Source organism: Streptomyces sp. NPDC111656 (assembly GCF_055656965.1).
This window is the reverse complement of the sequence record NZ_JBVKCA010000009.1, coordinates 234,728-260,180: the sequence shown is the minus strand read 5'-3', so window position 1 is coordinate 260,180 and position 25,453 is coordinate 234,728. Positions and strand designations below refer to the sequence as shown.

The window sequence follows — 25,453 nt, the reverse complement described above, 5'->3', positions numbered from 1 at the left end:
TGCTCTAAGATCAACTCCGATGGAGACCCCCGACGGGTGCCCGACAGATGACAGGCACTTCACAACTTCCTCACTTGTCGCAGGAACTTTCCGTAGAACCATCCGTACGGGTAATCTTATTCGCACTCAGCTCCCGTCCCTCGCGCGGCAGTTCGAGCAGAATGTCGCCCTGCGCATCCCCTTGCACTCTCTTGGCGGCCTCTTGCCCCGAAACCCCCTGAGGGCCGACGGGCGTGGGCCAATATGGCGGGCGTTACGCCCTATCCCAATGCAAGGGACCCCAGATGAGATTGACCGACATATCGCTGAACTGGCTGCTTCCGGGCGCCGTTTTGCTCCTGGGACTGCTGGCGGCGGTGGCGGTGCTCGCGCGCAGCAAGCGGTCCGGGGAGAACACGAGCAGCAACAACGACGACTCGTGGGAGCGCAGCGAGGAGCGTCGCAGGCGTAAGGAAGCCGTCTACGGCACGGCTTCCTATGTGCTGCTCTTCTGCTGTGCCGCGGTCGCCGCGGCGCTCTCCTTCCACGGCCTCGTCGGCTTCGGCCAGCAGAACCTCGGACTCACCGACGGCTGGGAGTACCTCGTCCCGTTCGGTCTGGACGGCGCGGCCATGTTCTGCTCCGTCCTCGCCGTGCGCGAGGCCAGCCACGGTGACGCGGCGCTCGGCTCCCGGATCCTCGTGTGGACCTTCGCCGGTGCCGCCGCCTGGTTCAACTGGGTGCACGCTCCGCGGGGTGTGGACCACTCGGGCGCTCCCCAGTTCTTCGCGGGCATGTCCCTGTCGGCCGCCGTGCTGTTCGACCGGGCGCTGAAGCAGACCCGCCGTGCCGCGCTGCGTGAGCAGGGCCTGGTCCCGCGTCCGCTGCCGCAGATCCGTATCGTCCGCTGGCTGCGCGCGCCCCGTGAGACGTACAGCGCCTGGTCGCTGATGCTCCTGGAGAACGTCCGCACGCTGGACGAGGCGGTGGAAGAGGTCCGCGAGGACAAGCGCCAGAAGGAGCAGAACCGTCTGCGTCGGCGCAACGAGGAGCGGGTCGAGCGGGCACACCTCAAGGCGCTCAGCCGCGGTCACCGGGGCCTGCCCGGCCGTGGTGGTGGCGGCGGTGGCCGGCAGCAGCTGGAGACGACCGTGGAGCGTGCTCCCGCGCAGGCCACCGCGGAGCCTGCCATAGCGGCGCCGGAGCTGCCCGTACGCTCACGGCCCTCCCTTCAGCCCGTCCGCAAGAGTGGTGACCCGATCACCGTCGATCTCACCGCGGAGGACGACACGATGGCCCTGCCGCGACTCGACTCCCTGGAGCGCAAGCTCAAGGACCTGGAGCAGCAGTTCGGCTGAGACACCGGGGTGGTCCGGCCGCTGAACGGCCGGACCCCGGACAGGAATTACGGCGGCGCGGTGACTACACCGCGCCGCCGTCCAGTTCGAACCAGACCGACTTGCCCACGCCGTGGGGGCGTACCCCCCAGGCGTCCGCGAGGGACTGGACCAGGACGAGGCCTCTGCCGTGCGTACCGTCGTCGGCGATCGGTACCCGCAGTCTGGGCCTGCGTCCCACGAAGTCCCTTACCTCCACGCGGAGTCCACGGGGTCCGACGGTGGCCGTCAGGACCGCGTCGTGGTCGGTGTGGATGAGGGCGTTGGTGACGAGTTCGCTGGTCAGCAACTCGGCTATCTCGGACTTCTCCGGCTTCCCCCAGTGCCGTAAGAGTTCCCTCAGCGCTCTGCGGGCCTCTGGCACCGCCCGTAGATCGGCCCTGGCCAGCCGCCGCCTGAGCTGCGCGGCGGCCGGGTCCCTCGTGCCCTCGGTCGCTTCTTCCTCCACTGCCTGTGCCGAGGAGGCCCCGATGGCCACGGGACCGCCCCCTCGTACCTGCCTCTTCATGACCCCCGCCTGCATGCCGATGTCGGGTTCCCCTCCTGATCGAACATGTTCACGGGAATCCATGCCCCATCGGGGACGCAGCAGTCATGTCGAATGGTCAACCACCAGCCAATCCCGAGCGGAAGCACGGCGTCGCGCCGCAGCGGTGGCCCGTGGGGCGGCTCAGCCCGTACGTCAGGGATCTCCGGAGCAGGCCGACGCGACGGCGATCCGCCCCGTGGAAAGCCCTGCTCGCCCTGCTCAACGCCTGCTCAACGCCTTTTGAGGCGCACGGTTCGGCCCCGGCGCACGGCGGCGGCGCGCCCGGCGGACCCGCACCACCCGGCGCCTCCCCTCCCGGGCGACGTGTTGACCGCGGGCGCTCGGCCCATCTACCGAGTCTCGGCTGCGGGTATGGCCGTACTGGACGGGGAGGCGGCGCGGCAGGCCCCTACCCGCAGCGATGGCCGGGCAAGGAAACGGTCAGCGGTCAGGGACGCGGCACGTTGCGCAGGTTGGAGCGGGCCATCTGCACCATCCGGCCGACGCCCCCGTCCAGGACCATCTTCGACGCCGACAGGGCGAATCCGGTCACCATCTCCGCGCTGATCTTCGGCGGGATGGACAGGGCGTTGGGGTCGGTGACGACGTCGACGAGGGCGGGGCCCTTGTGCTTGAAGGCGGCCTTCAAGGCGCCGGTGAGGTCCTTGGGCTTCTCGACGCGCACGCCGTACGCCCCGCACGCACGCGCGACGGCCCCGAAGTCGGGGTTCTTGTTCGTTGTCCCGTACGAGGGCAGCCCGGCGACCAGCATCTCCAACTCGACCATGCTCAGGGCGGAGTTGTTGAAGAGGACGACCTTCACCGGCAGGTCGTACTGGACGAGGGTGAGGAAGTCACCCATCAGCATGGCGAACCCGCCGTCTCCGGACATCGAGACGACCTGCCGCTCCCGGTCGGTGAACTGGGCACCGATCGCCATCGGCAGCGCGTTCGCCATCGAACCGTGCGAGAACGAACCGATGACCCGGCGGCGGCCGTTGGGCGAGATGTAACGGGCCGCCCATACGTTGCACATTCCGGTGTCGACCGTGAACACCGCGTCCTCGTCGGCGAGTTCGTCGAGGACGGAGGCCACGTACTCCGGGTGGATCGGCACGTGCTTCTCGACCTTGCGCGTGTACGCCTTGACGACACCCTCGAGCGCGTCCGCGTGCTTCTTCAGCATCTTGTCGAGGAAACGGCGGTTCCCCTTGGGCTTCACCCGGGGCGTCAGACAGCGCAGGGTCTCCTTCACATCGCCCCACACCGCCAGATCCAGCTTGGAGCGGCGGCCCAGGCGCTCGGGCCGGACGTCGACCTGGGCGATCTTGACGTCGTCCGGGAGGAAGGCGTTGTACGGGAAGTCGGTGCCGAGCAGGATCAGCAGGTCGCACTCGTGGGTGGCCTCGTAGGCGGCGCCGTAGCCGAGCAGACCGCTCATACCGACGTCGTACGGGTTGTCGTACTGGATCCACTCCTTGCCGCGCAGCGCGTGTCCGACCGGGGACTTGATCTTCTCCGCGAACTCCATGACCTCGGCGTGCGCGCCCGCCGTGCCGCTGCCGCAGAAGAGCGTGATCCGGTCGGCCTCGTCGATCATCGCGACGAGCTTGTCGATCTCGGTGTCGCCCGGGCGGACCGTGGGCCGGGAGGTGACGAGGGCGGTCTCCAGGGCCTTGTCCGGGGCGGGCTCGGAGGCGATGTCGCCGGGGAGGGAGACGACGCTGACACCCGACTGGCCCACCGCGTGCTGGATGGCGGTCTGCAGCAGCCTCGGCATCTGCTTCGGGTTGGAGATCATCTCGTTGTAGTGACTGCACTCGCGGAAGAGCTGGTCCGGATGGGTCTCCTGGAAGTAGCCGAGGCCGATCTCGCTGGAGGGGATGTGCGAGGCGAGGGCGAGGACCGGGGCCATGGAGCGGTGGGCGTCGTACAGACCGTTGATGAGGTGGAGGTTGCCGGGGCCGCAGGAGCCGGCGCAGGCGGCGAGCTTGCCGGTGATCTGGGCCTCGGCGCCCGCGGCGAAGGCAGCCGTCTCCTCGTGCCGGACGTGGATCCAGTCGATCGCGGCGTTGCGCCGGATCGCGTCCACCACCGGGTTGAGGCTGTCGCCGACGACGCCGTACAGGCGCTTGACGCCCGCACGGACGAGGATGTCGACGAACTGCTCGGCGACGTTCTGCTTGGCCATGCTGCACGCACCTCTTTGTGATCCATGGATCCCGCGGGTCCCTTGGTTCATCCGTCGGGTCCATGAATTCACACGGCGCGCCGTTACGCCTCCCAAACGGCCGCGACGGTCCGGTCGTCGGCGTATCCCTTGACCCGCACCTGGGTGTCGGCGAGAAACGCGGCGAGGCCGGGCGGCTCGCCCGCCGACCACCGCGCCGTCAGGTGCTCACAGAACTGCGGTTCGCCGCGCAGGGGCTCCGCGAGGCCGTCGGTGCACAGCAGCAGCGTGTCACCCGGTCGGGCGACGGAGGCGCGGAAACGGAAGGGTTCGCGGGGCGGCTCGGGGGCCGGTTCGTACGGGCTCGGGGGCGTGGTGATGCCCAGGTCCATGGTGAGCCGGTCGCCCTCGGGGGTCTCGTGCGGCAGCGATCCGAAGCCGACCACGGCCTCGCCGGTGGTCTCGGCGACCCGCGGCTCGATGTCCTGCCACTCGCCGTCCCGCAGCCGGAACAGGCCGCCGGCGCCGACTCCGAAGAAGACGCGTGTACGGCACTCGGGGTCCCCGGTGAGCAGCAGGCAGCGCAGCCCGGCGGTGTACTCCTCGGGTTCGATGCCCTGTTCGGCGGCGCTCGCGCGCAGCTTGCCGAGACTGCGGTCGGTGAGCCGGTGCAGGCCCGACTTCAGGTCGCCGCGACGGGCCGCCCTGATGTCCTGGGCCAACCGCGCGTGACTGCCGCCCACGGCGCGCCCGATCCACCGGCACGCCTCGGCCGCCGCCCGGTGTGCGCCGGGGGTCGCCCGGGCGCCGGTCGCCATCGCCACCAGCACCAGCGCGTGCTCGCCCGCTCCGAAGCGGGCCGTGAGCAGGGAGTCCCGGCGGGGCTCGCCCCTGAAGCGCGCGGAGTCGCCGCGCACGGAGGCCGCGCGCAGGGTGCTCGCCCCGTAGCGCGCCCCGTCCAGGACGGTGTCGGCGACCAGGTCGTCGAGGTCGTCCGGATCGGCGGACGGGAGGGCGGTGGGCTCGGCGTCGTAGGTGGGCGGGCCCGAGCCGACGTAGTCGACGGGAGGTGGCTGGTGGGAGACGGTGAGGACAGGCTCGGGGAGGGCGTCCACGGGGGCGGCCGCGCCGGGCGGGGCGGGATCGGGCGGCGCGGTGGGGCGCGGCGGCACGGCCGCGCCGGGCGATTCCTTGGACGTACGGCCACGGAGCGACTCGGCGTGGAACCCGGGCGGCGTCGGTCCCGGCGGGAAGATCGCTGGGGTCGGCGGTTCGGCGGGCGGCGGTTCCCAGGAAGCCAAGGGCTCTTCGCCACCCCCCGGGGAGCGCGGATCCACATCACTCCGAGAGAGGCCGGTGGCCTCGCCGCTCCACCATGGGCGGGGCTCCGCGTCGGCCGACGAGGGGCCGGGATCCTCCCCGCTCCCCGAGGGACCCGGGTCCCCGCTGCTCCACGAAAGGCCCGGGTCCGCGCCACCCCACGCAGGGCCCGGCTCCCCGTCACCCCGGGAGAAGCCGGAGCCCTCCCCGCTCTCTGGGAGGCCGAGGTCCCCGTCGCCCCGAGACGAACCCGAGTCCCCGCCACTCCGCGAGGAGCCGTGGCCCCCGCCGCTCCACAAGGGACCGGAATCCTCCCCACCCCTCGAGCGGCCGGAGTTCTCCCCGCTTCCCCAAGGGAGGGCGTCCCCGGCCTCCGAGGGACCTGGGGCGGCGTCCGCGCTCGTCGAGGGGGTCAGGTTCTCGGCGGGCCGTGTCGGGTCGAGGAAGTGGTCTGGTGGGTCGGACGGGGGCTCGCGGTCCCAGCGGGCGAGGCGCCTGTCGAGTGCCTCGCCGCGCGCGGTGGCGCCGCCGCCCCGTTGCTCAGGGACGACGGGAGCCCCGTCCGGTTCGGGTGGCGCGAACCCCGATCCCACCGTCCCCGCGGCCGACGCGAAGCGGTCGTCGAGGGAATCCGCCGCGGGCGTGGGCCCCGTGTCCCCGGTGGCGTCGTACAGCTGCCTCCACCAGTCGTCCTCGTGACCGGTAGGCCTGTCCCCCTGCTGACTCATGCCCCTAATTGTCCACCGCGAGAGCCGGATGAAAACGGGGCATCCGGAAAAACCGGCCACGGGACTGGTAGTCGAACGGCATGTCGGGTGACGTATCGAACGGCCGTATGGGCGAGGAGGGTTGACGAAAGGTCGGATGCCGCGTCGAAGTGGACGCCGCGTCGAAGCCGCCGGACGATCCCACCCCCCACGGGAGAACCGTCCGGCGGCGCCCTGAGTGTGACCTGCTTCCTGAGGTTCCCCTGTGACGCGCGCTGCCGCGCTCCCCAAGGCGCCACTCCCAAGATCACTCCGCCCGCGTCCGCGCAGGCCGGTCCGGCCCAAGCCGGGCATTACGGGCGGCTGTTGCTGCCGCGGTGACGTGAGCTTGGCAGAGTTACGGGTGCTGCGGCGATGATGTGCCGAGGCGGGTTTGCGCCGTGGCCGATTTCCGCCAGGTCACGGCCGGAACGGGATTTGGGGAGGGCATCGCCGCATGCTGGGAGCGATAGGTCTGGACGAGACGCACGAGTCGGCGTACCGGGCGCTGGTGTCCGTGGGCGCCGCCGACGTGCCCGACCTCGCGCGGCGGCTCACGCTCGGCGAGCACGACACCGAGCGCGCCCTGCGCCGACTGGAGCGGCACGGTCTCGCGGCCCAGTCCTCGGGCCGCCCGGGACGCTGGGTCGCGGCGCCGCCCGGGGTCGCTCTGGGCGCACTGCTCACCCAGCAGCGGCACGAGCTGGAGAAGGCGGAACTGGCGGCCGCCCTGCTCGCCGAGGAGTACCGCGCCCAGGCCACCGAACCCGCCGTGCACGACCTGGTGGAGGTGGTGATCGGAGCGGCGGCGGTCACCCAGCGGTTCCTCCAGCTCCAGCTCGGCGCGGCCACGGAGGTGTGCGCGCTGGTCACCGGGAACCCGATGGTGGTCTCCGGGATGGACAACGACGCGGAGGAACAGGCCGCGGGACGGGGCGTCGGCTACCGCGTGGTGCTCGAACGCGCCGTACTCGACCAGCCCACCGGCCTCACCGAGCTGTCCGCCGCGCTCAGCCGCGACGAGCAGGTACGCGTCGTGGACAAGGTGCCGACCAAACTGGTGATCGCCGACCGGACGCTCGCGATGGTGCCGCTCACCTCGCACACCGCGGAGCCCGCCGCCCTCGTCGTGCACGCCAGCGGGCTCCTGGAGCTGCTGTCGGGCCTGTTCGAGTCGGTGTGGCGGGACGCGCTGCCGCTGCGGCTCGGCAGCCGGGGTGTCATGGAGCAGGAGCCGGACGGCCCCGACGTCACCGATCTGGAGATCCTCTCCCTGCTGCTGGCCGGGCTGACCGACGCGAGCGTCGCCAAACAGCTCGACCTGGGCCTCAGGACCGTACAGCGCCGGGTGAAGCGGCTGATGGAGCTGGCGGGCGTCACGACCCGGCTCCAGCTGGGCTGGCACGCCTACGAGAAGGGCTGGGTGGCCCGCGACTGACCTGCGCTTTCGCGCTCGCTCAGTCAACCTGGGGAGATGGGAGCGTGGGAACTCCTGCTGGTCGGCGTGGTGATCGTGCTCGGCCTGTGCGGAGTACTGGTGCCCGGCGTGCCGGGGTCGTGGCTGGTCTGGGCCGCGGTCCTGTGGTGGGCCCTGACCGACCCACGGGCGCTCACCTGGGGCGTACTGGTGGGCGCGACCGTGGTCCTGGTGCTGGCCCAGGCGATCCGCTGGGGGCTGCCACCCCGACAGCTCCGGGAGGCCGGGGCCACTCCCCGCATGGGCGTGTACGCCGGGGTCGGGGCACTGCTGGGTTTCATGGTGCTGCCGGTGGTCGGCGCGGTCGCGGGCTTCCTCGGCGGGATCTATCTCTACGAGCGGCCGCGGCTGGGTGGGCACGGCCCGGCGAAGGCGGCGGTGGGGACGGTCATGCGGTCGGGCGGCTGGAACGTCCTGACGGAGCTGTTCGCCTGCCTGCTGGTCACGGCCGCGTGGCTGGCCACGGTGATCTGGGGCTGACCAGCGCTGCCGGTGGAGCCGGCGGAGCCAGTGGAGCCGGCGGAGCCAGCGGAGCCAGTGGAGCCAACACATCGGATCTCTCCCTTCGTATTGACGGGCTGCAGCCACTTCTCTACGTTGCATCGCGGGATAGCTCCGATGAATCGATGAATCGCCCGAAGCGCAGTCCTAGAGCCGCCTGGAGGCACCCGCATGCCCAGCCCGTCCAGACGTACCGTCCTCGCCACCGGATCCGCCGTCGGCGGCACCCTGCTCGCCGGAGGCCTGCCCGCCCAGGCCCGGGCGGCCGAGCACACGGACGTCTCCGACCCCTGGCGTACCGTCCTCGACGACGCCGATCTGGTCTGGCAGCGAATGCCGAAGACCTGGTACGAGGGCCCGTACCTCGGCAACGGCTTTCTCGGCTCCGGGATCTACGCCGAACCGGGCACGGAGACCGGTTCCTTCTCGGCCGTGCGCTTCAACGTCCAGCACTCGCAGGTGCAGGACCACCGGCCCGAGTTCGGCTCCCTCTTCGGCCTCGCCCGCCTGCCCATCGGCTGGTTCACGCTGGAGCCGGTCGGGGCGATCACGGGCCTGGACTGGCGGCTCGGCCTGCGCGACGCCGAACTGACCGGCACGCTCACCACGGACAAGGGCACCCTCACGCTCCGCGCCCTGGTGCACAACTCCCGCTCGGTCCTCGCCGTCGAGGTGACCCCCAGCGAGGGCGAGCGCGACTTCGGCTGGGTCTTCCACCCGGCGGACGCGATCAGCCCGCGCGCCGACTTCAAACCCCTCCCGGACGGCTACCAGGGCAACCCGCCCGCCGAGGTCGCCACGCACGACGGCGTCTCCACCGCCGTACAGCCCCTGCTGTCGGGTGGACAGCATGTGACGGCGTGGCGGGAGCGGACGCGCGGCAGAACACGATGCCTGTACGTGCACGTCGCGCACTCGTATCCCAGTTCCACGGCGCTGGGCCGGGCGCTCGCCACCGTGCGCGGGGCCTCGGCGCAGCCGTACGACCTGCTGGCCAAAACCCATCGCGCCTGGTGGCACGCCTACTACCGCAAGAGCTTCCTCTCCCTCCCCGACGCGCGCATCCAGCGCTTCTACTGGATCCAGCTCTACAAGACGGCGTCGGCGGCCCGGCGGGACGCGCCCGTGATGGCGACCAGCGGCCCCTGGCTGGAGTCCACGCCCTGGCCCAACACCTGGTGGAACCTCAACGTCCAGCTGGAGTACTGGCTGATCCACGGCTCGAACCATCTCGAACTCGACGCCGTGACCCGGGCGTTGAGCGAGTTCCGGGGCAATCTGTCGAAGGAGGTGTCGGACCGGTACCGCGCCGACTCGCTCGGTATCCCCCGCACCACGGACCCACAGCTCGTCAACGGCGCGGCCGGCACCCTCACCGGCTACGGCGTCGGCATCCCCGGCCAGGACCCACCCACTCCCGAGGTCGGCAACCTCACCTGGGCCCTGCACAACGTCTGGCTCAGCTACCGCCACACCATGGACGAGTCGATCCTGCGGGACGTCCTCTTCCCCCTGCTGCGCAAGGCGGTCAACTACTACCTGCACTTCCTGGAGCCGGGCACGGACGGGAAGTTGCACCTTCCCGCCACCTTCTCCCCCGAGTACGGCGGCAACTCGCGCGACTGTAACTACGACCTGATGCTGCTGACCTGGGGCTGCCGTACCCTGCTGGAGTCGGCCGAACTCCTCGGCATCGACGACGAGTTGGCGCCGCGCTGGCGTGAGGTGCTGGCCAAGCGGGTGGCGTACCCGACCGACGCCAACGGCTTCATGATCGGCGCGGACATCCCCTTCGCGAAGTCGCACCGGCACTACTCGCATCTGCTCGCGGTGTACCCGCTGTACGAGCTGACCGGCCGCACCCCCGACGAACTGGCCCTGATCGAGAAGTCGTTGGCGCACTGGGTGGGCTTCGAGGGCGCTCTCCAGGGCTACACCTTCACGGGCGCCGCCTCGATGTCCGCGCTGCTCGGCAAGGGCGAGGACGCTCTCGAGTACCTCGGCCAGCTCATGACCCGCTTCATCCAGCCCAACACCATGTACAAGGAGTCGGGCCCGGTCATCGAGACCCCGCTGTCGGCCGCCCAGTCCCTGCACGACATGGTCTGCCAGTCCTGGGGCGGCGTCGTCCGGGTCTTCCCCGCCCTCCCCGCCGACTGGGCGGACCTGACGGTCCACGACTTCCGCACCCAGGGCGCCTTTCTGCTCAGCGCGGTACGCAAGGGCGGCACGACCCGGTGGGTCCGGCTGGTCAGCGAGGCGGGCGCGCCCTGCGTCGTACGGCACGGCATCGCGGGCGCGATCGACGTGCGGGACGGGCGGGGACGGCCGCTGCGGTACGCGACGGTGGGCGAGGGGACCATCCAAGTCACCCTGCGCCGCGGCGAGTCGGCGCTCATCACCGCGAAGGGCGACCGCCCGGACCTGACCGTCACGCCGGTACGACCGAACGCGGATGCTCCCCGGTGGGGGCTGCCTGCCTAGGGAAGGAGCGTGTCCAGGTCGATGCCGTCGGCCAGCGCCTGCATCCCCGTGTCGTTGAAGTGGAGGTGGTCGCCGGGGTCGTAGGCGGGGAGGATACGGTGCGGGTCGGCCGGGTCGCGGACGACGGCGTCGAAGTCCACGACCGCGTCGAAGAGTTCGGCGTTGCGGATGAAGGCGTTGACCGTCAGCCGGACCGCCTCGCGGGACTCCGTATAGGCGCTGTACCCGCCGTACGGGGTGATCGTGGCGCCGACGACCCGGATCCCGCGGGCGTGGGCGCGCTCCACGATCCGGCGGTACGCGTCCTCGATGGCGAGGGGATCCTTCTGCTCGGGCGTGCCCTTGATGTCGTTGATGCCCTCCAGCACGATCACCGTGCGCACCCCGGCGCGGGAGAGCGCGTCGGCGTCGAGGCGGGTCAGGGCGCTCGGGCCGCCGCTCTCCTGCAGGAGGCGGTTTCCGGAGATCCCCGCGTTGAGGACACCGAGCCTGCGGTCCGCGGGGAGTGTGCGGAGACGGGCGGCGAGCAGGTCGGGCCAGCGGCGGTTGGCGCTGGACGTCGAGCCGGTGCCGTCGGTGAGGGAGTCCCCGAGCGCGACCACGCTGCCCGCGGCGGGAGCGCCGAGTACGTCGACACCGGTCACGTAGTACCAGTTGCCGAGGGTGACGGTGTACGCGGTGCCGGGCTCGTCGGCGGTCCGGTCCCCTTCGCGGGCCAGGAAGTTGGCCTGGAATGCGGAGCGGTGGTAGGTCGCAGGGCCGGAGTCGGCGGGGGTGTGGACCGAGATCAGGAGGTTGGCGTCGGCGGGGATCGCGAGGTCGACGGGGTCGCTGACCATGTCCTGCCCCACGGGGACCGTCACGGATCGGCGGCCGGCGAACGTGGCGAGGCGCAGCGACCCCGGGGCGGCGTTCGGGCTCATGGGCCTGCCCCATTCCTGCAACGCGACCGTGACGGCGTCGAGTTGGAGGGGCGCGGTGCCGAGCCGGTTGGAGACGCGGACGCGGGCGGCGCTGCCGCCGACGCTGGTGTGCACGACGTTGCGGATCGAGGCGCCCGGCCGGGCGGGGGCGGTTCCGGAGGGGGCGGTCTCCCAGGTGCCGGTCCAGCGGGCCTGGTCGTGGCCGTGGCCGGTGAGGCGGGTGGGCCCCGCATCGGCGCTCGCGGCCGACGGGACGAGCGCCAGAACGGTCACCAGGGCGGTGAAGAGATGGCGAGCCTTGATCACGCGGGTCATACGGCATCGCTTCCCTGCCCCTCGGGCCGGTCAACGAAAGGTCACACCGTTGGCCGTGCCCACTCACCCGCACCACTGATTCGTAGGACCTATCGTTCGATCGTCCCGAACAGAGCGACGTCCGAACCGCTTTGGGGCGGGAGACCTAGGGCCAGGACCCGATGCGGTCCGGGCACGGGCGTGTTTGGCTGCGTCCATGACCGAATTCAGCGAGGCGGAACGCGCCTACCTCACCACACAGCGGCTGGGTCGGCTGGCCACCGTCGACGCCCACGGGCAGCCGCAGGCGAACCCCGTCGGCTTCTTCCCGCAGGACGACGGGACGATCCTGATCGGCGGTTACGCGATGGGCACCACGAAGAAGTGGCGCAACCTGCGCAGGAACCCGAAGGTGGCGCTCGTCGTCGACGACATCGTCAGCCACCAGCCGTGGAAGGTGCGCGGCATCGACATCCGGGGCGAGGCCGAACTCCTCACCGGACCCCACGACTTGGGGCCGCACTTCAGCGAGGAGCTGATCCGTGTCCATCCCCGGCGCATCCACAGCTGGGGCCTGGAGGACTGAGCGGAGCCCCGAGGGCGCTTGGTAGGGTCGGCGACCATGACCGCCACGGAACCCACCGTCCTGGCCACGTCGGGTGGTCACCGCGTCGGCGGCCGCACCTGGCTGACCTTCGACGCGCTCGTCCACCACGCCGTCGAACTGTCGGGCGTGCACGGGCGCCGGCCCCGGGTCATGTACGTCGGTACCGCGATCGGCGACGCCGAGCACTTCGCCGCCCGGATGAGCGAGGCGGCTCGCGTGGCGAGCTTCGACCTGACGCCGCTGCGCCTCTTCCCCATGCCCAACTTCGATGACATCGAGGCGGCGGTGCTGGAGCAGGACGTGGTGTGGGTGATGGGCGGTTCGGTGGCGAACCTGCTCGCCGTCTGGCGCGTGCACAGGCTGGACGCGATCCTCCGTCGCGCGTGGCAGGCCGGGGTCGTCCTCAGCGGGGTGAGCGCCGGGTCGATCTGCTGGTTCCAGGGCGGCACCACCGACTCCTTCGGCCCCGAACTGCGCCCGCTCACCGACGGTCTCGGCTTCCTGCCGTACGGCAACGGCGTCCACTACGACACCGACCCCGGCCGTCGCCCCCTGGTCCACCGGCTCGTCGCCGAGGGCACGCTGCCGCTCAGCCACTGCACCGACGACGGCGTGGGCCTGGTCTACCGCGGTACCGAACTCGTCGAGACCGTCAGCGAGACACCGGGCAAAGGGGCGTACGTCGTCCGGCGCGAGGGGGACCGGGCGGTCGAGGAGCGCGTGGAACCGCGCCTGCTCCCGGCACGGCGACACTGACGTTCCCGACGGCAGCCCGGGGGCTTCACTCCAACTCCCCGGCCGCCCTGAGGTGTTGAACGGCGTACGAGCGCCACGGACGCCACGCGCCCGGCACATCCACCCCCGGCGGCACCACGTCGGGGTCGCCGAGCGCGCGCGTACGGATTTCGGCGGCGGTACGGCCGTCCAGCCCCGGCAACGCCAGCATCGCCTCCTGCGCCTCGTCGCGCTCCGCGCCCGCGTCCAGCCGCAGGGTGCCGTCGGCGAGGGCGGTGGTGAGCGCGCCGAGGGGGCCGTCCGGCTCGGCCTCCGCGAGGACGGCCGGCTCCGGGAACACATGGGTGAGCGTGCCGCTCGGGGCGTCCAGCGCCTTCCCGTACCGCCGCACCAGCCGCTCGGCCTCCGCCCGCCCCACCAGTGCGCGCACGGCCAGCTCGTCCGGGTCGGCGGCACCCGGCGAGCGCAGGCCGGGGCGCGCGGCGACCAGCGGGGCCAGCCGGGGATCGGTGCCCAGCCGCTCGTCGACGGCGTACGGATCGGCGTCGAGGTCGAACAGCCTGCGCAGGCGTTGGACGGCGGTGGTGAGGTCGCGCAGGTCGGTGAGGTGGAGCCGGGCGTCGAGCCAGCCGCGCGAGCGTTCGTCCACCGCGACGATTCCGGTGCCGTACGGGAGGCGGAGGGTGCGGCGGTACGTACGGCGGCCGGGGGTGCCGTCGAGGTCCTCCACCCCGGGGACCGCCTCGTGGGCGAGCAGGTCGAAGACGGCGGTGGACTGGTACGGGCCCCGGTGGGCGAGGCGCAGGGGGATCCCGGCAGTGGGGGTGAGCGTGCGCCGGGCTCCGGTCCCGCCCCGTGGTGCGGCGGCCGCGCGCAGTTCGCTCGGCGTCGAGGCGTACACCGCGCGGATCGTGTCGTTGAACTGCCGGACGCTGGCGAAACCGGCCGCGAACGCGATCTCCGTGATCGGCAGGCCGGTGGTCTGGAGCAGGACGCGGGCGGTGTGGGCGCGCTGGGCGCGGGCGAGGGCGACAGGGCCCGCGCCCACCTCCGCGGTGAGCTGCCGCTGCACCTGGCGAGCGCTGTATCCGAGCCGGACGGCAAGCCCTCCGACCCCCTCCCGGTCGACCACGCCGTCCCCGATGAGTCGCATGGCGCGCCCTACGACGTCGGCCCGCACGTTCCACTCCGCGGAGCCGGGTACGGCGTCCGGGCGGCATCTGCGGCAGGCACGGAAGCCCGAGCTCTGCGCCGCGGCGGCCGTCGTGTAGTACCGCACGTTCTGCCGCTTCGGTGTCACCGCCGGGCAGCTGGGCCGGCAGTAGATCCCGGTCGTCTCCACCGCGAAGAAGAACTCCCCGTCAAACCGGGCGTCCCTGCTCCGCACCGCCTCGTAGCTGGTCTCCACGTCCATCACACCTACCAGTCTGCGCCGCCCCCACCCCATCGACCGGCGGCTTTCAGACACAGCACTCAAACCAAAACCTGATTCCCCCGGACAGGCTGAAGATGCGCGCCAGCGCCCTTGAGGGGCGCGGGGAACTGCGCGACCAACCCCCACCGGGCCCGCAGCCAAAGAACTGAAGCCGGGCGGGGGATGCGGGGCGAAGCCCCCGCCTCGGGGGCGCGGGGAACTGCGCGACCAGCCCCCGCCGGGCCCGCAGCCGCAGAACACACCCACGGGGGCCTGGGGCGCAGCCCCGGACCCCCGTTCTGCGCAGGCTCAGTGCCAACGACCCCGCTTGGCGTCCATCGCCGCCCTCCCCTCCGCCCCCTTCCGCTTCCAGTCCCGTCGAATCTCCGCCCGCACCCGCGCATCCGTCTTCGCGACGATCCGCTGGTTCTCCCGCAGCAGCTTGCGATAGCTGGCGAGGCGGCGTTCGGCAAGGACCCCGGAGTCGACGGCGGCAAGCACCGCGCAGCCGGGCTCCGCTTCGTGCGCGCAGTCGTGGAAGCGACAGTCGGCAGCCAGCTCCTCGATCTCGGAGAAGACCTGCCCGACGCCGGTCTCGGCGTCCCAGAGGCCGACCCCGCGCAGTCCGGGCGTGTCGATGAGGACACCCCCGCCGGGGAGGGCGAGAAGGTTGCGGGTCGTCGTGGTGTGGCGGCCCTTGCCGTCCACGTCACGCGCGGCCCGTACGTCCATCACGTCCTCGCCGATCAGTGCGTTGGCGAGGGTCGACTTGCCCGCACCGGACTGTCCGAGGAGGACGGACGTGCCCCCCGACAGCACCGCCGCGAGTACGTCCAGCCCCTCCCCGGCGTTGGAGCTGACCGACAGCACCGGGACCCCGGGCGCCGCCTTCTCGACGTCCTGGACGAGGTGTCCGAGCGTCGCCGCGTCGGGCACGAGGTCGGCCTTGGTGAGGACGACCAGGGGTTGCACGCCGGACTCCCAGGAGAGTGCCGACGTATGCAGCGGTGCCTCACCACCCGAACCGGACATGGCAAGCGCCAGAAACCGTTCGATCCGCCCTAGGTCCAGTTCGACCGCGAGCGACACACAGATGACGACGTAATCGATGTTGGTGGCCAGCACCTGGCCCTCGGAACGCTTCGACGAGGTCGACCGCACGAAGGCGGTGCGCCGAGGCAACAGCGTCCGCACATACCGCGGATCGTCACCTTCGGGATCGACGGCGACCCAGTCACCCGTGCACACGACCTTCATCGGATCACGGGGCACAACGAACTCGGTATCGGCACGGATGACGCCTTCCGGAGTGACGACATCGCACTGACCACGGTCGACCCGTACGACACGACCGGGCAGCAGACCCTGCTCCACGTACGGGGCGAACTCGGCCTCCCATTCCCCATCCCAGCCGTACAGGGCGAGAGGATGCGAAGAAGGCAGCTGAAAGGAAGAGAAAGACAAGGGGTGACCCTTCACAAGGGTGGCCCCGGCGCCGCGCTCACTGGCGCGGGAAGAGAGAGGTCAGCCGGAGGCCACGGAGGTGGACTTGACGAACTTCCGGATGCGGGCAGCGCCCATCTCAACGACAGCCATCGGTCACACCTCCCGAACAAACCACATCACCCGCGGCAACCCGAGGTCGCCGCTCGAACGGCTCCGACTCTAGAGGCAGGCAGGCCACGACGCCATCGAATTACGGCGCACCTGACAGCCGTCCGCGCGGAGTCCCACAACTGCGATGGGGTGCGCGGCGGCCGCCCATCGGACACCATGTCAGGTTCCTGCCTCTCCGCTGCCGGTGGACTTGTCCGGGTACCGTCCCGCTCGCTCTCCCTTGCTATGCGGGCATGACGCCGTGGACGCGGGAGAGGGTGAAGACGCGTTCATCGTCCCGCAAGTGGCACCAGGCACGCAGATAGGGCGGACCGAGATCCAGCCGGCTGAGGGCGCGTACGGTTCGGCTGCCCGAGGCGGCGACGTATTCGACGGTGACTGCCTGGGCGTCGTTGATCGCGTGGGCGAGCTGGCGAACATCGGTAAGGGACAGCTGGCTCGCGTGGCCGGCGATGATTTCCTCGGTGTCGCTGTCGAAGGGAACCCCGTTGTACGGATCGGGCTCCGGGACCACGGGCGGAGCGGCCCGCAATCGGGCAGCCAGGGCCTTCAGGTCGACGGCCGCCGGCGCCCGCACCGCGCGAGGGTCCGAGTTCCGAGAACGGGGCTCGCCGCGGGGCAGACGCGGAGGCGAGACCTGGGCGGCGCGACGACGCTCGGTCTGTTCGATGCGTACGGTCCCGTTGGTGGTCTCGGCGACGGGGGCATAACCCTCGGCCCGGAGCCCGGCGCGAGTCTTGTCGAGCGGGGTGCGGCTGACCAGCACCGTCGGTGCCAGTTGCCGCAGGCCGAGCTTGTCGAACGTGCGGTGGGCGGCGAGTTCGGCCAGAAGGGCGGGCTCCTTGCTGTGGATCACGCAGGCGGCAGGTGCGGCGGATGCCGCCCGCGCTGAACCGCCTCACCGATGCCGTGCCGCCGGTTTCCCGGTCGGCGACGGAGTCCAGCAGCGCGGTGAGCCGCGCGGACGGTGTGCCGGCGACGACTGCTGTGAGGTCGGCGCCGATGCGGGCGGTCGACGCGGCGCGGCTTCGCGGCGCAACGCCGACACGACGGTCGACGCGCCTCCTCTCATCGGTGCCGACGAGCAGCCGCCAGGCTGTCGGTTTCGAGGCGACCGAACCGAACACGCCTGCCTGGTCCCGCAGTACGGCATCACCGCCAGTCCGGTGGCGCCAGCGAGAGCGATCAGAAACCGTGCCCCGGCATACCCGACCACCCCCGAGCCCTCGGCACTGACCTGGTTCTTGGGACGCGACCCGATGCCCCGCACGTAGAAAGTGCCTCTCCGTGGGGGTCACCGCTCCGGCTGGTCCTGACCTGTGGGCGAGACCCGTGACCTTAACGAGCGACTTGTCGTCCTGCCCGGCCGAGCCGACCGGGCAGGACGAACGCGATATCCCGGCGCGATATCGACCGGCTACTGCCGTGAACGATCCAGGCAGAGCAGGGGCCGAATTGCGCCTTTGCTTCCTTACAGCGGCGTCTACCGCTTGACGGAGAGGCTCACCGCCGCGCCAAGTCGTCAGCCCACGTGTTTCCACCAGTCGGGGGAAACACTCAAGCGCCAGACGTCGCCACTGCGCGACGTGTCCGAAGCACCAGCTTCAGCGACGACGAAGATCCTTGCGCCGGACTGCGCCACTCGATATCGGTGAATGTCAGTTGTCGAGGAGTCGTTGTCCGGTTCGACCGAGAAGCCCTGGGCTGTCAGTGCCGCGCACAGGGCCGCGAACTTTGTCCGGGCCGGGAACGCACCATACGCGCTGCGAAGGGGCACCGGCACCGCAGAGGGGCCATCCAGACGCAGCCGGTGAACCTGCACGTTGATACCGAAGCACGACCATGCGTTCCCGTCCTGTTGGAAGGAAACCTCGACAAGTCCGTAGTCCCGACGAATGAAACCCGGTGAACTGACATCCAGGTAATCAGTGCCGACTTTGGCTTCCCACTCGGCAGGGTCCGAGCCGATGCCCGCCCCCAGCAGATCGCCACGTGTGACCACATGAACGTAGAAGTCCAGAACCGACACCTACATCTTCTCCATTGCCTCGATCAGAGCCTGCAGTTCCGCCGACCGGTCATAGCTGAAGCGCCACTGCGGATTGCGGCCCTCTTTCATGGCCTTGGCGCTGGACTCGAAGACCTCCTTGGCGGCCTTGGTCACTCGAATCATATCTTCGCGAACCTTTGGGTCCGACTTGATCGCATCGACGGTTGCCTGCACCTGCTTGGTCGTGGCCGTGCCCTTCCTCAGCCGGATCGCCTCGCCTGTGATGCCGCCCTTACCGTCAGGCCGGAGCGCCACCTCCATGCCGTCCTTCAGGTTGACGTGGGCGCCCTTGGTCACCCAGTCCTGGTCGACCTGACCCACGTGGTCGATCACGAGGCTGCACTTGACCTTGGCATTGTGAACCAGAACAGGGGTGGCCCCGGCGAGCACGTAGTACGTGTGGAACTTGGCCACCGTGAGGTTGTGCACGCGTTGGTCCGGCACTGTCCAGGACTTGACTGCGGTGACCCGGGCCGGCGTGCCCGCTGCGGTCCGTAGCTCCATGCCGGGCCTGAGGTCCCCGGCGTCGCGCCAGGCGTGGGCGTCCGCCACCCAGAACGGGTGTCCATCCGTGGCGGTCACCGTTGCGGTCGCTCCGGGCCCGTACGCCGAGACCGTGACCTTCACGAGTGACTTCTCGCCCTGACCGATGATGGTCGCCTGAACCGGCTCGGCCTGGGTGCGCCCGGACACCGGGTCGGTGGCGAGAACCTTCTCGCCGACACGGATGTCCTCGATGGCCTTGGTCCGGCCATCGCCCAGCAGCACCGGTGTGCCCGGGGCGAAGCTGTTCTTCTGGCACGGCAGCTTCCTGAGCACCTTGAGCTTGAGGGCTGCCAGGGCAAGCCCCGAGAAGCACGAGGGCTTCGTGTTCTGGAGGCAGTCCTCGATCTCGTCGGCGCCCACGTACCAGGCGATCAGGCGGTCGAGATAGGTACTGGTGATGCACCCCATGCCGCCGGCGCCGTCTCCGCCACAGACCAGGAGCGTCTCGCCCGGCTTCAGTTCCCCGTTCCTCAGTAGATCCCCGCGGTACATGACCAGACGCTTCTCCAGCGCCTTGCGCAGCTCCTCATCCGTGACCGGCTTGCTGGCCTGCTGGAGCTCCTGCTTCACCTGCTCCTTGAGTTCCGCGACCAGTTTGTCCGCGGCGGCCTTCATCGCCACGGAGGACGCCTTGGCGGCCGAGGCGGCGTCCTTGCCAGCCGCCTCGGCGGATTGGCCGGCCTCGTAGGCGGCCGTGTTGGCCTCGTAGGCGTAGTCTCCCGCGACACCGGCGGAGTGCTGCGCGCTTTCCGCGGAACGGGTGGCCGACTGCGCGTCCTGCCGGGCGGAGGCGGCCGCGGCACGGGCCGTCTTGGCGGACTGGGCGGCGCTTTCGGCGGACTTCGCCGCCTGGTCCGCCGACTTGTCCGCCTGCACGGCGTAAGTGTTCGCCTGCTCCGAAGAGTGTTGAGCCTTGTTCGACCATTCGACGGCCTTGGCGGCGTCCTTGCGGGCCTGTGCGGCCACCTTCTGAGCTTCGGCGGCGTCCTTCTGCGCGAGCCACGCCGACTTGTAAGCGGCCTGGAGCAGGGTGCTGACCTCGGCGATGTGGGCGGCGGCGTTGGCGTCCCGCTGCCGCGCCTTGTACAGACCGACCTCCAGGAAGGGGCGCAGTCCGGACGGCGGGCCCGACAGCACGGCCTGCGCTGCGGCCTGGACCTCGGGTCCTCCACCCGCGAGAGCCTCGGTGACCGCCACGCGGTCGTCGTCCTCCTGAGCCTCGAACTGCCCGGTCTGAAGGAACCGAGCCACGTCGGCCGCGGTACCGTCCAACGCCTCGCTCGCGGCTGCCTTCACTCCCGGACCGCCCTTGGCCGCGATCTGAGCCAGGGCGACACGGTCGTCGTCGTCCTTGCCCGGGTAGGCGCGGGTCCGCAGGAACTCACGGACCTGGTCGACCGGGTGGTCCACCACGTCCAGCGCGGCCTGCCGCTGCGCGGGGATCTCGGTGGTCGTCGCGATGTGCGCCACGCTGGCGCGGTCGTCCTGTTCCATGGCCACCGACAGCCTGGTGCGCACGAACTCGGCCACGTCCTCGTCCGTGCCGGACAGCGCCTCCTCGGCGGCGTCCCGCACCCAGGTCCCACCACTGCCCAGCAGAGTCACCGCGGCCTGACGTCCCTTCGCGGCCGTGACCGCCGGGTCGGAGGCAGCCTCGGCGTCCTTCAGCAGCTGCCGCGTATCGGAGTTGAGCTGCTGGAGACGACCGACCTCCCATTCGGCGGCGGTCACCTGCGCGTCGTGGGTCCTGCTCGCCTCATCTGCCGCGAGCACCGCTTCGTCCTGCTGCTCCGCCAGCCGCTCGGCATCCGCCTTGCGGGCCAGCTCCGTCACGGTGGACGCCTGCTCGGCCGCCGTCACCGCGTTGTCGGCGGCCTTGGTGGCCTCGTTCGCGGCGGCGGTGGAGTCCCCGGCGGCATCGACCGCCTTGCCGGCCTGGTCGGCGGCCTTGTCCGCCGCGATCGCCGCTGCCTCGGCATGCGTGGCCGCATCGTTGGCCGCGTCACGCGACTGCCGGGCGGCTGTCGCGGCCTGCTTGGCGTTGGCCTGCGCGACGCCAGCCGCGCGCGTGGCCTGGCCGGCGAGCCGTTTGGCCCGGGCCGCCGCCGTGGCTGCCTCGTCACCCTTGGCACCCGCCTCGCCGGCCCAGCGGCCCGCGTCGGCCGCAGCCGAGGCCGCGGCTGCGGCGTTGACGCCCGCGCTGGCCGCGGCCGAGGCCGCCTTCGCCGCGTTGTCGGCGGCGATACCGGCCTGGTCGGCGGCGTCAGCCGCCTTGCGGGCTCCCTTGGCCGCGTCACGAGCCTTCTGCGCGGCCTGCCGGGCCTGCTGGGCCCGGGAGGCATCGCCCGCCGCCGAGGCGGCCGCGGACCTGGCCACGGACGCCGCGCCCCCGGCCCGGCTGGCGGCGTAGGCCGCCTGCGCCGCGGCGGAGGCGGCTACCCGTGCGGTCGCGTTCGCCGCCGCGGCCGCGGACACCGCGGTACGGGCCGCCTGGGCCGCCCGATCTGCGGCGGCTGCCGCACGGGACGCGGCTGCCGCCGCCTTGCCTGCCGATTCCTTGGACTTCAGAGCCTCGGCGGCCGCGGTCTGCGCCGCCGCCTTGGCCGCCTGTGTGGCTGTCTCCGCCTTGGCGGCCGCCTCCTTGGCGGTCTCGGTCAGCTCTTTGGCCCGCTTCTGCGCCGTGTCGGCGAGGTCGGCCAGCTGAGTGACGCTGAGCGTCTCCTGATCACGCGCGGCCGCGACCGCCCACCCGTCGTCCAGGAACTCCTGGACATCCTCGGCCGTGCCGTCCATAGCCTGACCGGCGAGCTTCTTCACGTTCGGTCCGCCGGAGAAAATCAGTTGGGCGAGGCGGACCCGGTTGTCGTCCTCCCGGGCCCGGTACTGGCCCTCGTCAAGGAACGCGCTCCAGTCGTCCGCCGTGCCGTCCAGCGCCGCACTGGCCGCCTTCTTCACTCCGGGACCACCGAAGGCCATGACCGACGCCACCTGGACGCGCAGATCCTCCTCATAGGCTGGGACGAACGAGTCGTCCAGGAAGGCCTGCAGTTCTTCCTCGCCACCACCCAGGGCGACATCGGCCGCCTTGCGCACGGCCGGACCGCCGATCGCCATGACCTGGGCGACCTGCACCCGCAGGTCCTCCACCTCCAAGTCGGGCAGTTCCTTGGCCATGAACGTCTGGACATCCGCGTCCGACCCCACCAGAGCCACGGCGGCCGCGCCACGCACACCCGGACCGCCGTACTCCCATGCATCCACCACGTCGTACCTGGAGTAGACCAAGGCTTCGCCTTCGGCCGCGGCAGGACGCAGATCGACGCCTAGCACCATCACCAGGGCTATCAGCGTCGCCGCGAGACCGCGCCATCCGGGCACAGCTCGCCATCTGGCATTCAACGGTTTGCTCCCTTGCTTGTTGACATCTGATCGGGGCTTTGTGACCCGAAGTCGGAACTCTGCCGGCGCGGAGAGCCGGACCGGTCCATCGGTACTCAGCCCCCGACGGCCAATGCCCCGAAGGAGCGGATCCTTCAGGGCCCTTGGCCGTATCTGACGTGTGTCTTTTCGGTATGCGGCCGCTTGGGTCAGCGGGCGGCGCAGCCGAAGCGGGCGCCGGCGGCGGGGAGTCCGCCCTGGCCGGGCTGGTACGTCGTGATCGCGGCGTCGGTGGCGCCGGCCTTGGCCGCGGTGCCGACCGCCTTGCCCGGTATACCGACGGCGAGTTTCATCGTCGCCGCGGTGCTCACCGCGCGAGGGGCGGTGTTGACGGCGGTAAGAGACTGCCCGAAGCGGTCACCGGCCTCGGAGGTGCCGGTCACGTCGTCGGAGCCGGTGCCCGGGTCGTAGTTGGTCATCTGGGTGAACGTGCCCGCGGCGGTGACACGGAAGGTGAGTACGTTGCCGGCGTCTGCCTTGCCGACACCGTCGATGTCGCCGGCTTCGGAGCCACCGGAGACGGTGTCCAGGTCCTGGTCGAGACCCAACAGTGGAGTGGGGCGGCCCTCGGAGTTCGACTTGTGGCTGAAGACCGCCACGTTGCCGGCGTTGACGTCGGTGCCGATGGCTTCTCCGGCGGCACCGATGGCGATGTGATGGGCGTCCGCGGCGATGCTGCCGGCGAATCCGTCGTTGGCCTCCACGGCACCGGGCACGCACGTACTGTCCTGGGTGATGCCGACGTTGGCCGTCGTGATGCCGTTGCTGGTGCTGTCACGCACATAGAACGCGATGCCCGCCTTGGGCACGGACCCGATGGCCTCGCCCGGCGCACCGATCACCAGGAACGGCTCTCCGGACGTCGTGGCGCCGGGAGCCACGTTGGTGACCGGGCGGTTCAGACGGGCCAGCACCACATCGCGGTCGCTGCGGGGCACGAGTTGCACGACCTCGCGCACCGCGCCGTCGGACCCGCTGAGGTCGGAGCGGCCGATGGTCGCGGGAGTTTTCAGCCTGGGCTTGCCCGCGGACACCGAAAGGCTCGCGGCCGGGTTGTCCGCGAAGCAACTGGCGGCGGTGAGCAGCCACTCGGGCTCTACCAGGACGCCGGAGCAGCCGCGGTCGTGGACACCGACGACGATCTGCGCGGTGTAGGCGAACGTGGTGTCGGTGACCGTGGTGCCGGTGACAGCGGCCGCGGGCGTGGCGCACAGCGCCGTCGGACCTGCTGCCAGTACGGCAAGACGCATCTGTCTGGGGGCTCGCAAGAGGATTTCCTTGAACTGGAGACTGTCGGTTGGAGGTCTGATGGAGCCGGCGGTCGGCTCCGGCGCCGGACGTGGGCGCGGATCCGTACCTGACGTTGCTCGGAGAGCAACGAGCCGATTTCCGGACCTACTTGGCAGACCGGATCTCCAACTGCCCGGTACCGCCCAAGTCCTCCACGGCGTACCCCGGAGCCTCGCCTGCCACAGACATGACAGCCCCCGGCCCGGCATCCTGCGCGGGGGACGGGCCGCCCACGACCCCGCACCACGCCAGGGCACTCGCGGCCACCGCCGTGCCCAAGAGTCTCTTCCGATGGAACCTTGCCCGCACTGCGGCCCACTTCCTCATTGCCATCCCCCGTGTCGACGCCGCAAAGACGAGCAGGTGCGCAGGTCACGCACAGACATGGAGGGGGCCGGGATCGACGCGCAGTCCCCCTCTTCCGGAGATGGCAACAGACGGCTCACGTACCGGAAGACTGCTCGAATTCACCTTCATGTAACCATGCACACCCAACTCCTACGTTTCCCGAAAGGGACAAAGAGAGCATCAGATTGCGCCCCTCCTGTGAAGCCGGGCACAGTCATCAAAGGTTGTACGGAGCTCGATAAAGAAGAGCTAACGAACCGTCACCGCTGGCAATGACGTTCATCTGTGGCTCCTTGAGGGGGCTGCCATCGCGGCCGTCTTCGCGAGCGGATCGGCTCCGTCCGCGTCGACGGTGACCGGGATACGGCCACGGGGACAGGACGCGGCACTGACAACCGACAGAGAGCACAGCAGCCGGACCGCGTCACTGATCGTCAGTTGTCGGGTGGGCGGAGTACTTTCGCGGCTTGGGCATGGCGGAGTCCCGACGCGGTGGCCGGGTTCTTCAGGGTCTTTCGTGCCCCAGGGCCAGGTCGCCGATGTCCTCAGGTGGAGGCGGCGTCCGCCGCGCGTGAGGCGTGCGGCGACGCGCAGCAGCGGGTAGGAGTTTCCTCGGCTCAGCAGAGGCGAGTTCGCCGTCCAGCAGCAGGACGCGCATCCCGGCCGGCAGGTCGATCGGTGTGAGGCTGAGTTCGAGCCAGGCGGCGTTGACATTCAAGGCGCGTGAGAGGAAGCGGCCGAGGCCGGTGGTCTTGCCGCACCGGATGTGGTCCTCGACGCATGCGTGACCGCGGCGACGGACCTCCAACAACTGGGCGGAGCCGCCACCTGAGCAAGGAGTGTCGGTGAGGAACCTCTGATGCCACAGGCCCTTTCGCGTCTCCGCCTCAACACCCGTCTTACCCAAACGAAACGGCGTGGCTGGCACTGCCGTTCATCGTGGCGGTTGGCCACGCGGCCCTTTTCCCCGAAGACCACGCCCGCGACCGGGTCAGCGGCGTGCTCATCGTCGATAGCCCAGCACCCTGGACCTGGACGAAGAACACCCCCATCCTCCGGCAAAGCCCCGACCCCAGCTCGCTCCCGGCGGCGCCACCAACCTGACCATCTTTACCTTGCAGCGATTGAACGTGCCGCGTCCCTAGCTGCCCTGTCGCGTGAGGATCGCGTCCTGAGTTCCCGCGTCGGACCCGGCGCGCTCTCGGTGAGGAGGGGAAAGCGAGAAAAGCGGAAGTCGAGGGAGACCTTTCACCAGGGTGGCCCTGGCACGCGCGCTCGGGCACGGAGAGAAGAAGCACGATTCGCACCCGCCATAGAGACGTACGCACTCGAGCGCCACGGAATATGGATCTCCTCGCCCGCATCGCTGAGCCAACAGGACAGATCAGCCCCTCGCATCACGGCACCCGGCACCGCGCCTTACGCGATGCACCAACTCCCGTTGGTCGACCAAGCGATGGGACTGCGTCTGCAGGACCTCCCGAACCCCGGCTGACCAACAGCGACACCCCACCCCACCCAACAAGCCGAAACAGCCCGCCAGATGAGCCGGCAAGCGGTCACGAAAGATCGAGGTCAGGGCGATCCA

The 25,453-nt window shown here is 70.6% G+C and carries 17 protein-coding genes; 6 read left to right on the top strand and 11 right to left on the bottom strand.

The window, feature by feature from the left end; all coding sequences use genetic code 11:
* Positions 1-284 precede the first annotated feature (284 nt).
* Positions 285-1,337 (top strand): DUF2637 domain-containing protein, encoded by a 1,053-nt coding sequence (locus ACZ7M3_RS26965; RefSeq protein WP_351705749.1) that lies wholly within the window; start codon positions 285-287, stop codon positions 1,335-1,337.
* Between the two features lie 64 nt (positions 1,338-1,401).
* Here ACZ7M3_RS26965 and ACZ7M3_RS26960 read toward each other — a convergent pair whose 3' ends face one another.
* The 3 genes from ACZ7M3_RS26960 to ACZ7M3_RS26950 form a co-directional block, all read right to left on the bottom strand.
* Complete coding sequence (locus ACZ7M3_RS26960) at positions 1,402-1,854, bottom strand: ATP-binding protein (protein WP_472066265.1); 453 nt, start codon at positions 1,852-1,854, stop codon at positions 1,402-1,404.
* A gap of 499 nt (positions 1,855-2,353) precedes the next feature.
* Positions 2,354-4,096, bottom strand: a complete 1,743-nt coding sequence (locus ACZ7M3_RS26955) for a pyruvate dehydrogenase (protein ID WP_351311264.1) — start codon at positions 4,094-4,096, stop codon at positions 2,354-2,356.
* 83 nt (positions 4,097-4,179) lie between these two features.
* The gene (locus ACZ7M3_RS26950; RefSeq protein ID WP_472066263.1) at positions 4,180-6,123 is read right to left on the bottom strand and encodes a PP2C family serine/threonine-protein phosphatase; all 1,944 of its coding nucleotides are present in this window, start codon (positions 6,121-6,123) and stop codon (positions 4,180-4,182) included.
* Between the two features lie 475 nt (positions 6,124-6,598).
* On the opposite strand from ACZ7M3_RS26950, the gene ACZ7M3_RS26945 reads away from it, so the two are divergent.
* From ACZ7M3_RS26945 to ACZ7M3_RS26935, 3 genes are all read left to right on the top strand, one after another.
* Positions 6,599-7,579, top strand: coding sequence for a TrmB family transcriptional regulator (locus ACZ7M3_RS26945; RefSeq protein WP_075031092.1), 981 nt, complete (start codon positions 6,599-6,601; stop codon positions 7,577-7,579).
* 36 nt (positions 7,580-7,615) lie between these two features.
* Positions 7,616-8,098, top strand: a complete 483-nt coding sequence (locus tag ACZ7M3_RS26940; RefSeq protein ID WP_450432511.1) for a DUF456 domain-containing protein — start codon at positions 7,616-7,618, stop codon at positions 8,096-8,098.
* A gap of 192 nt (positions 8,099-8,290) precedes the next feature.
* Positions 8,291-10,603: a glycosyl hydrolase family 95 catalytic domain-containing protein gene (locus ACZ7M3_RS26935; protein WP_472066261.1), complete on the top strand. Its 2,313-nt coding sequence runs from the start codon at positions 8,291-8,293 to the stop codon at positions 10,601-10,603.
* On the opposite strand, the gene ACZ7M3_RS26930 is transcribed toward ACZ7M3_RS26935, so the two are convergent.
* Positions 10,600-11,841, bottom strand: a complete 1,242-nt coding sequence (locus tag ACZ7M3_RS26930; protein ID WP_472066259.1) for an SGNH/GDSL hydrolase family protein — start codon at positions 11,839-11,841, stop codon at positions 10,600-10,602. The two genes, ACZ7M3_RS26935 and ACZ7M3_RS26930, sit on opposite strands and share 4 nt — an antisense overlap.
* 196 nt (positions 11,842-12,037) lie before the next feature.
* Here ACZ7M3_RS26930 and ACZ7M3_RS26925 point away from each other — a divergent pair, with 196 nt between their 5' ends.
* Both ACZ7M3_RS26925 and ACZ7M3_RS26920 read left to right on the top strand, forming a co-directional pair.
* Positions 12,038-12,406 carry a PPOX class F420-dependent oxidoreductase gene (locus ACZ7M3_RS26925; RefSeq protein WP_450432517.1) on the top strand — a complete coding sequence of 123 codons (369 nt, stop codon included), beginning with the start codon at positions 12,038-12,040 and terminating at the stop codon, positions 12,404-12,406.
* 36 nt (positions 12,407-12,442) lie between these two features.
* A complete protein-coding gene (locus ACZ7M3_RS26920) occupies positions 12,443-13,183 on the top strand; it encodes a Type 1 glutamine amidotransferase-like domain-containing protein (protein WP_472066257.1) in 741 nt (246 codons plus the stop codon).
* A gap of 25 nt (positions 13,184-13,208) precedes the next feature.
* Here ACZ7M3_RS26920 and ACZ7M3_RS26915 read toward each other — a convergent pair whose 3' ends face one another.
* The 7 genes from ACZ7M3_RS26915 to ACZ7M3_RS26885 form a co-directional block, all read right to left on the bottom strand.
* On the bottom strand, positions 13,209-14,576 hold the full coding sequence (locus ACZ7M3_RS26915) for a bifunctional transcriptional activator/DNA repair enzyme AdaA (protein WP_472066467.1): 1,368 nt from the start codon (positions 14,574-14,576) through the stop codon (positions 13,209-13,211).
* Between the two features lie 309 nt (positions 14,577-14,885).
* Positions 14,886-16,040: a ribosome small subunit-dependent GTPase A gene (gene rsgA, locus ACZ7M3_RS26910; RefSeq protein ID WP_472066255.1), complete on the bottom strand. Its 1,155-nt coding sequence runs from the start codon at positions 16,038-16,040 to the stop codon at positions 14,886-14,888.
* Between the two features lie 376 nt (positions 16,041-16,416).
* The gene (locus tag ACZ7M3_RS26905) at positions 16,417-17,049 is read right to left on the bottom strand and encodes a WYL domain-containing protein (RefSeq protein ID WP_472066253.1); all 633 of its coding nucleotides are present in this window, start codon (positions 17,047-17,049) and stop codon (positions 16,417-16,419) included.
* A 666-nt stretch (positions 17,050-17,715) separates the two neighbouring features.
* Positions 17,716-18,222 (bottom strand): hypothetical protein, encoded by a 507-nt coding sequence (locus ACZ7M3_RS26900; protein WP_472066251.1) that lies wholly within the window; start codon positions 18,220-18,222, stop codon positions 17,716-17,718.
* Positions 18,223-22,167: a polymorphic toxin-type HINT domain-containing protein gene (locus tag ACZ7M3_RS26895; protein ID WP_472066249.1), complete on the bottom strand. Its 3,945-nt coding sequence runs from the start codon at positions 22,165-22,167 to the stop codon at positions 18,223-18,225.
* 209 nt (positions 22,168-22,376) lie between these two features.
* Positions 22,377-23,495, bottom strand: a complete 1,119-nt coding sequence (locus tag ACZ7M3_RS26890; protein WP_472066247.1) for a trypsin-like serine protease — start codon at positions 23,493-23,495, stop codon at positions 22,377-22,379.
* Positions 23,496-24,370: 875 nt separating this feature from the next.
* Entirely contained in the window at positions 24,371-24,793 is a 423-nt protein-coding gene (locus ACZ7M3_RS26885; RefSeq protein ID WP_472066245.1) for a hypothetical protein, read from the bottom strand.
* Positions 24,794-25,453 lie beyond the last annotated feature (660 nt).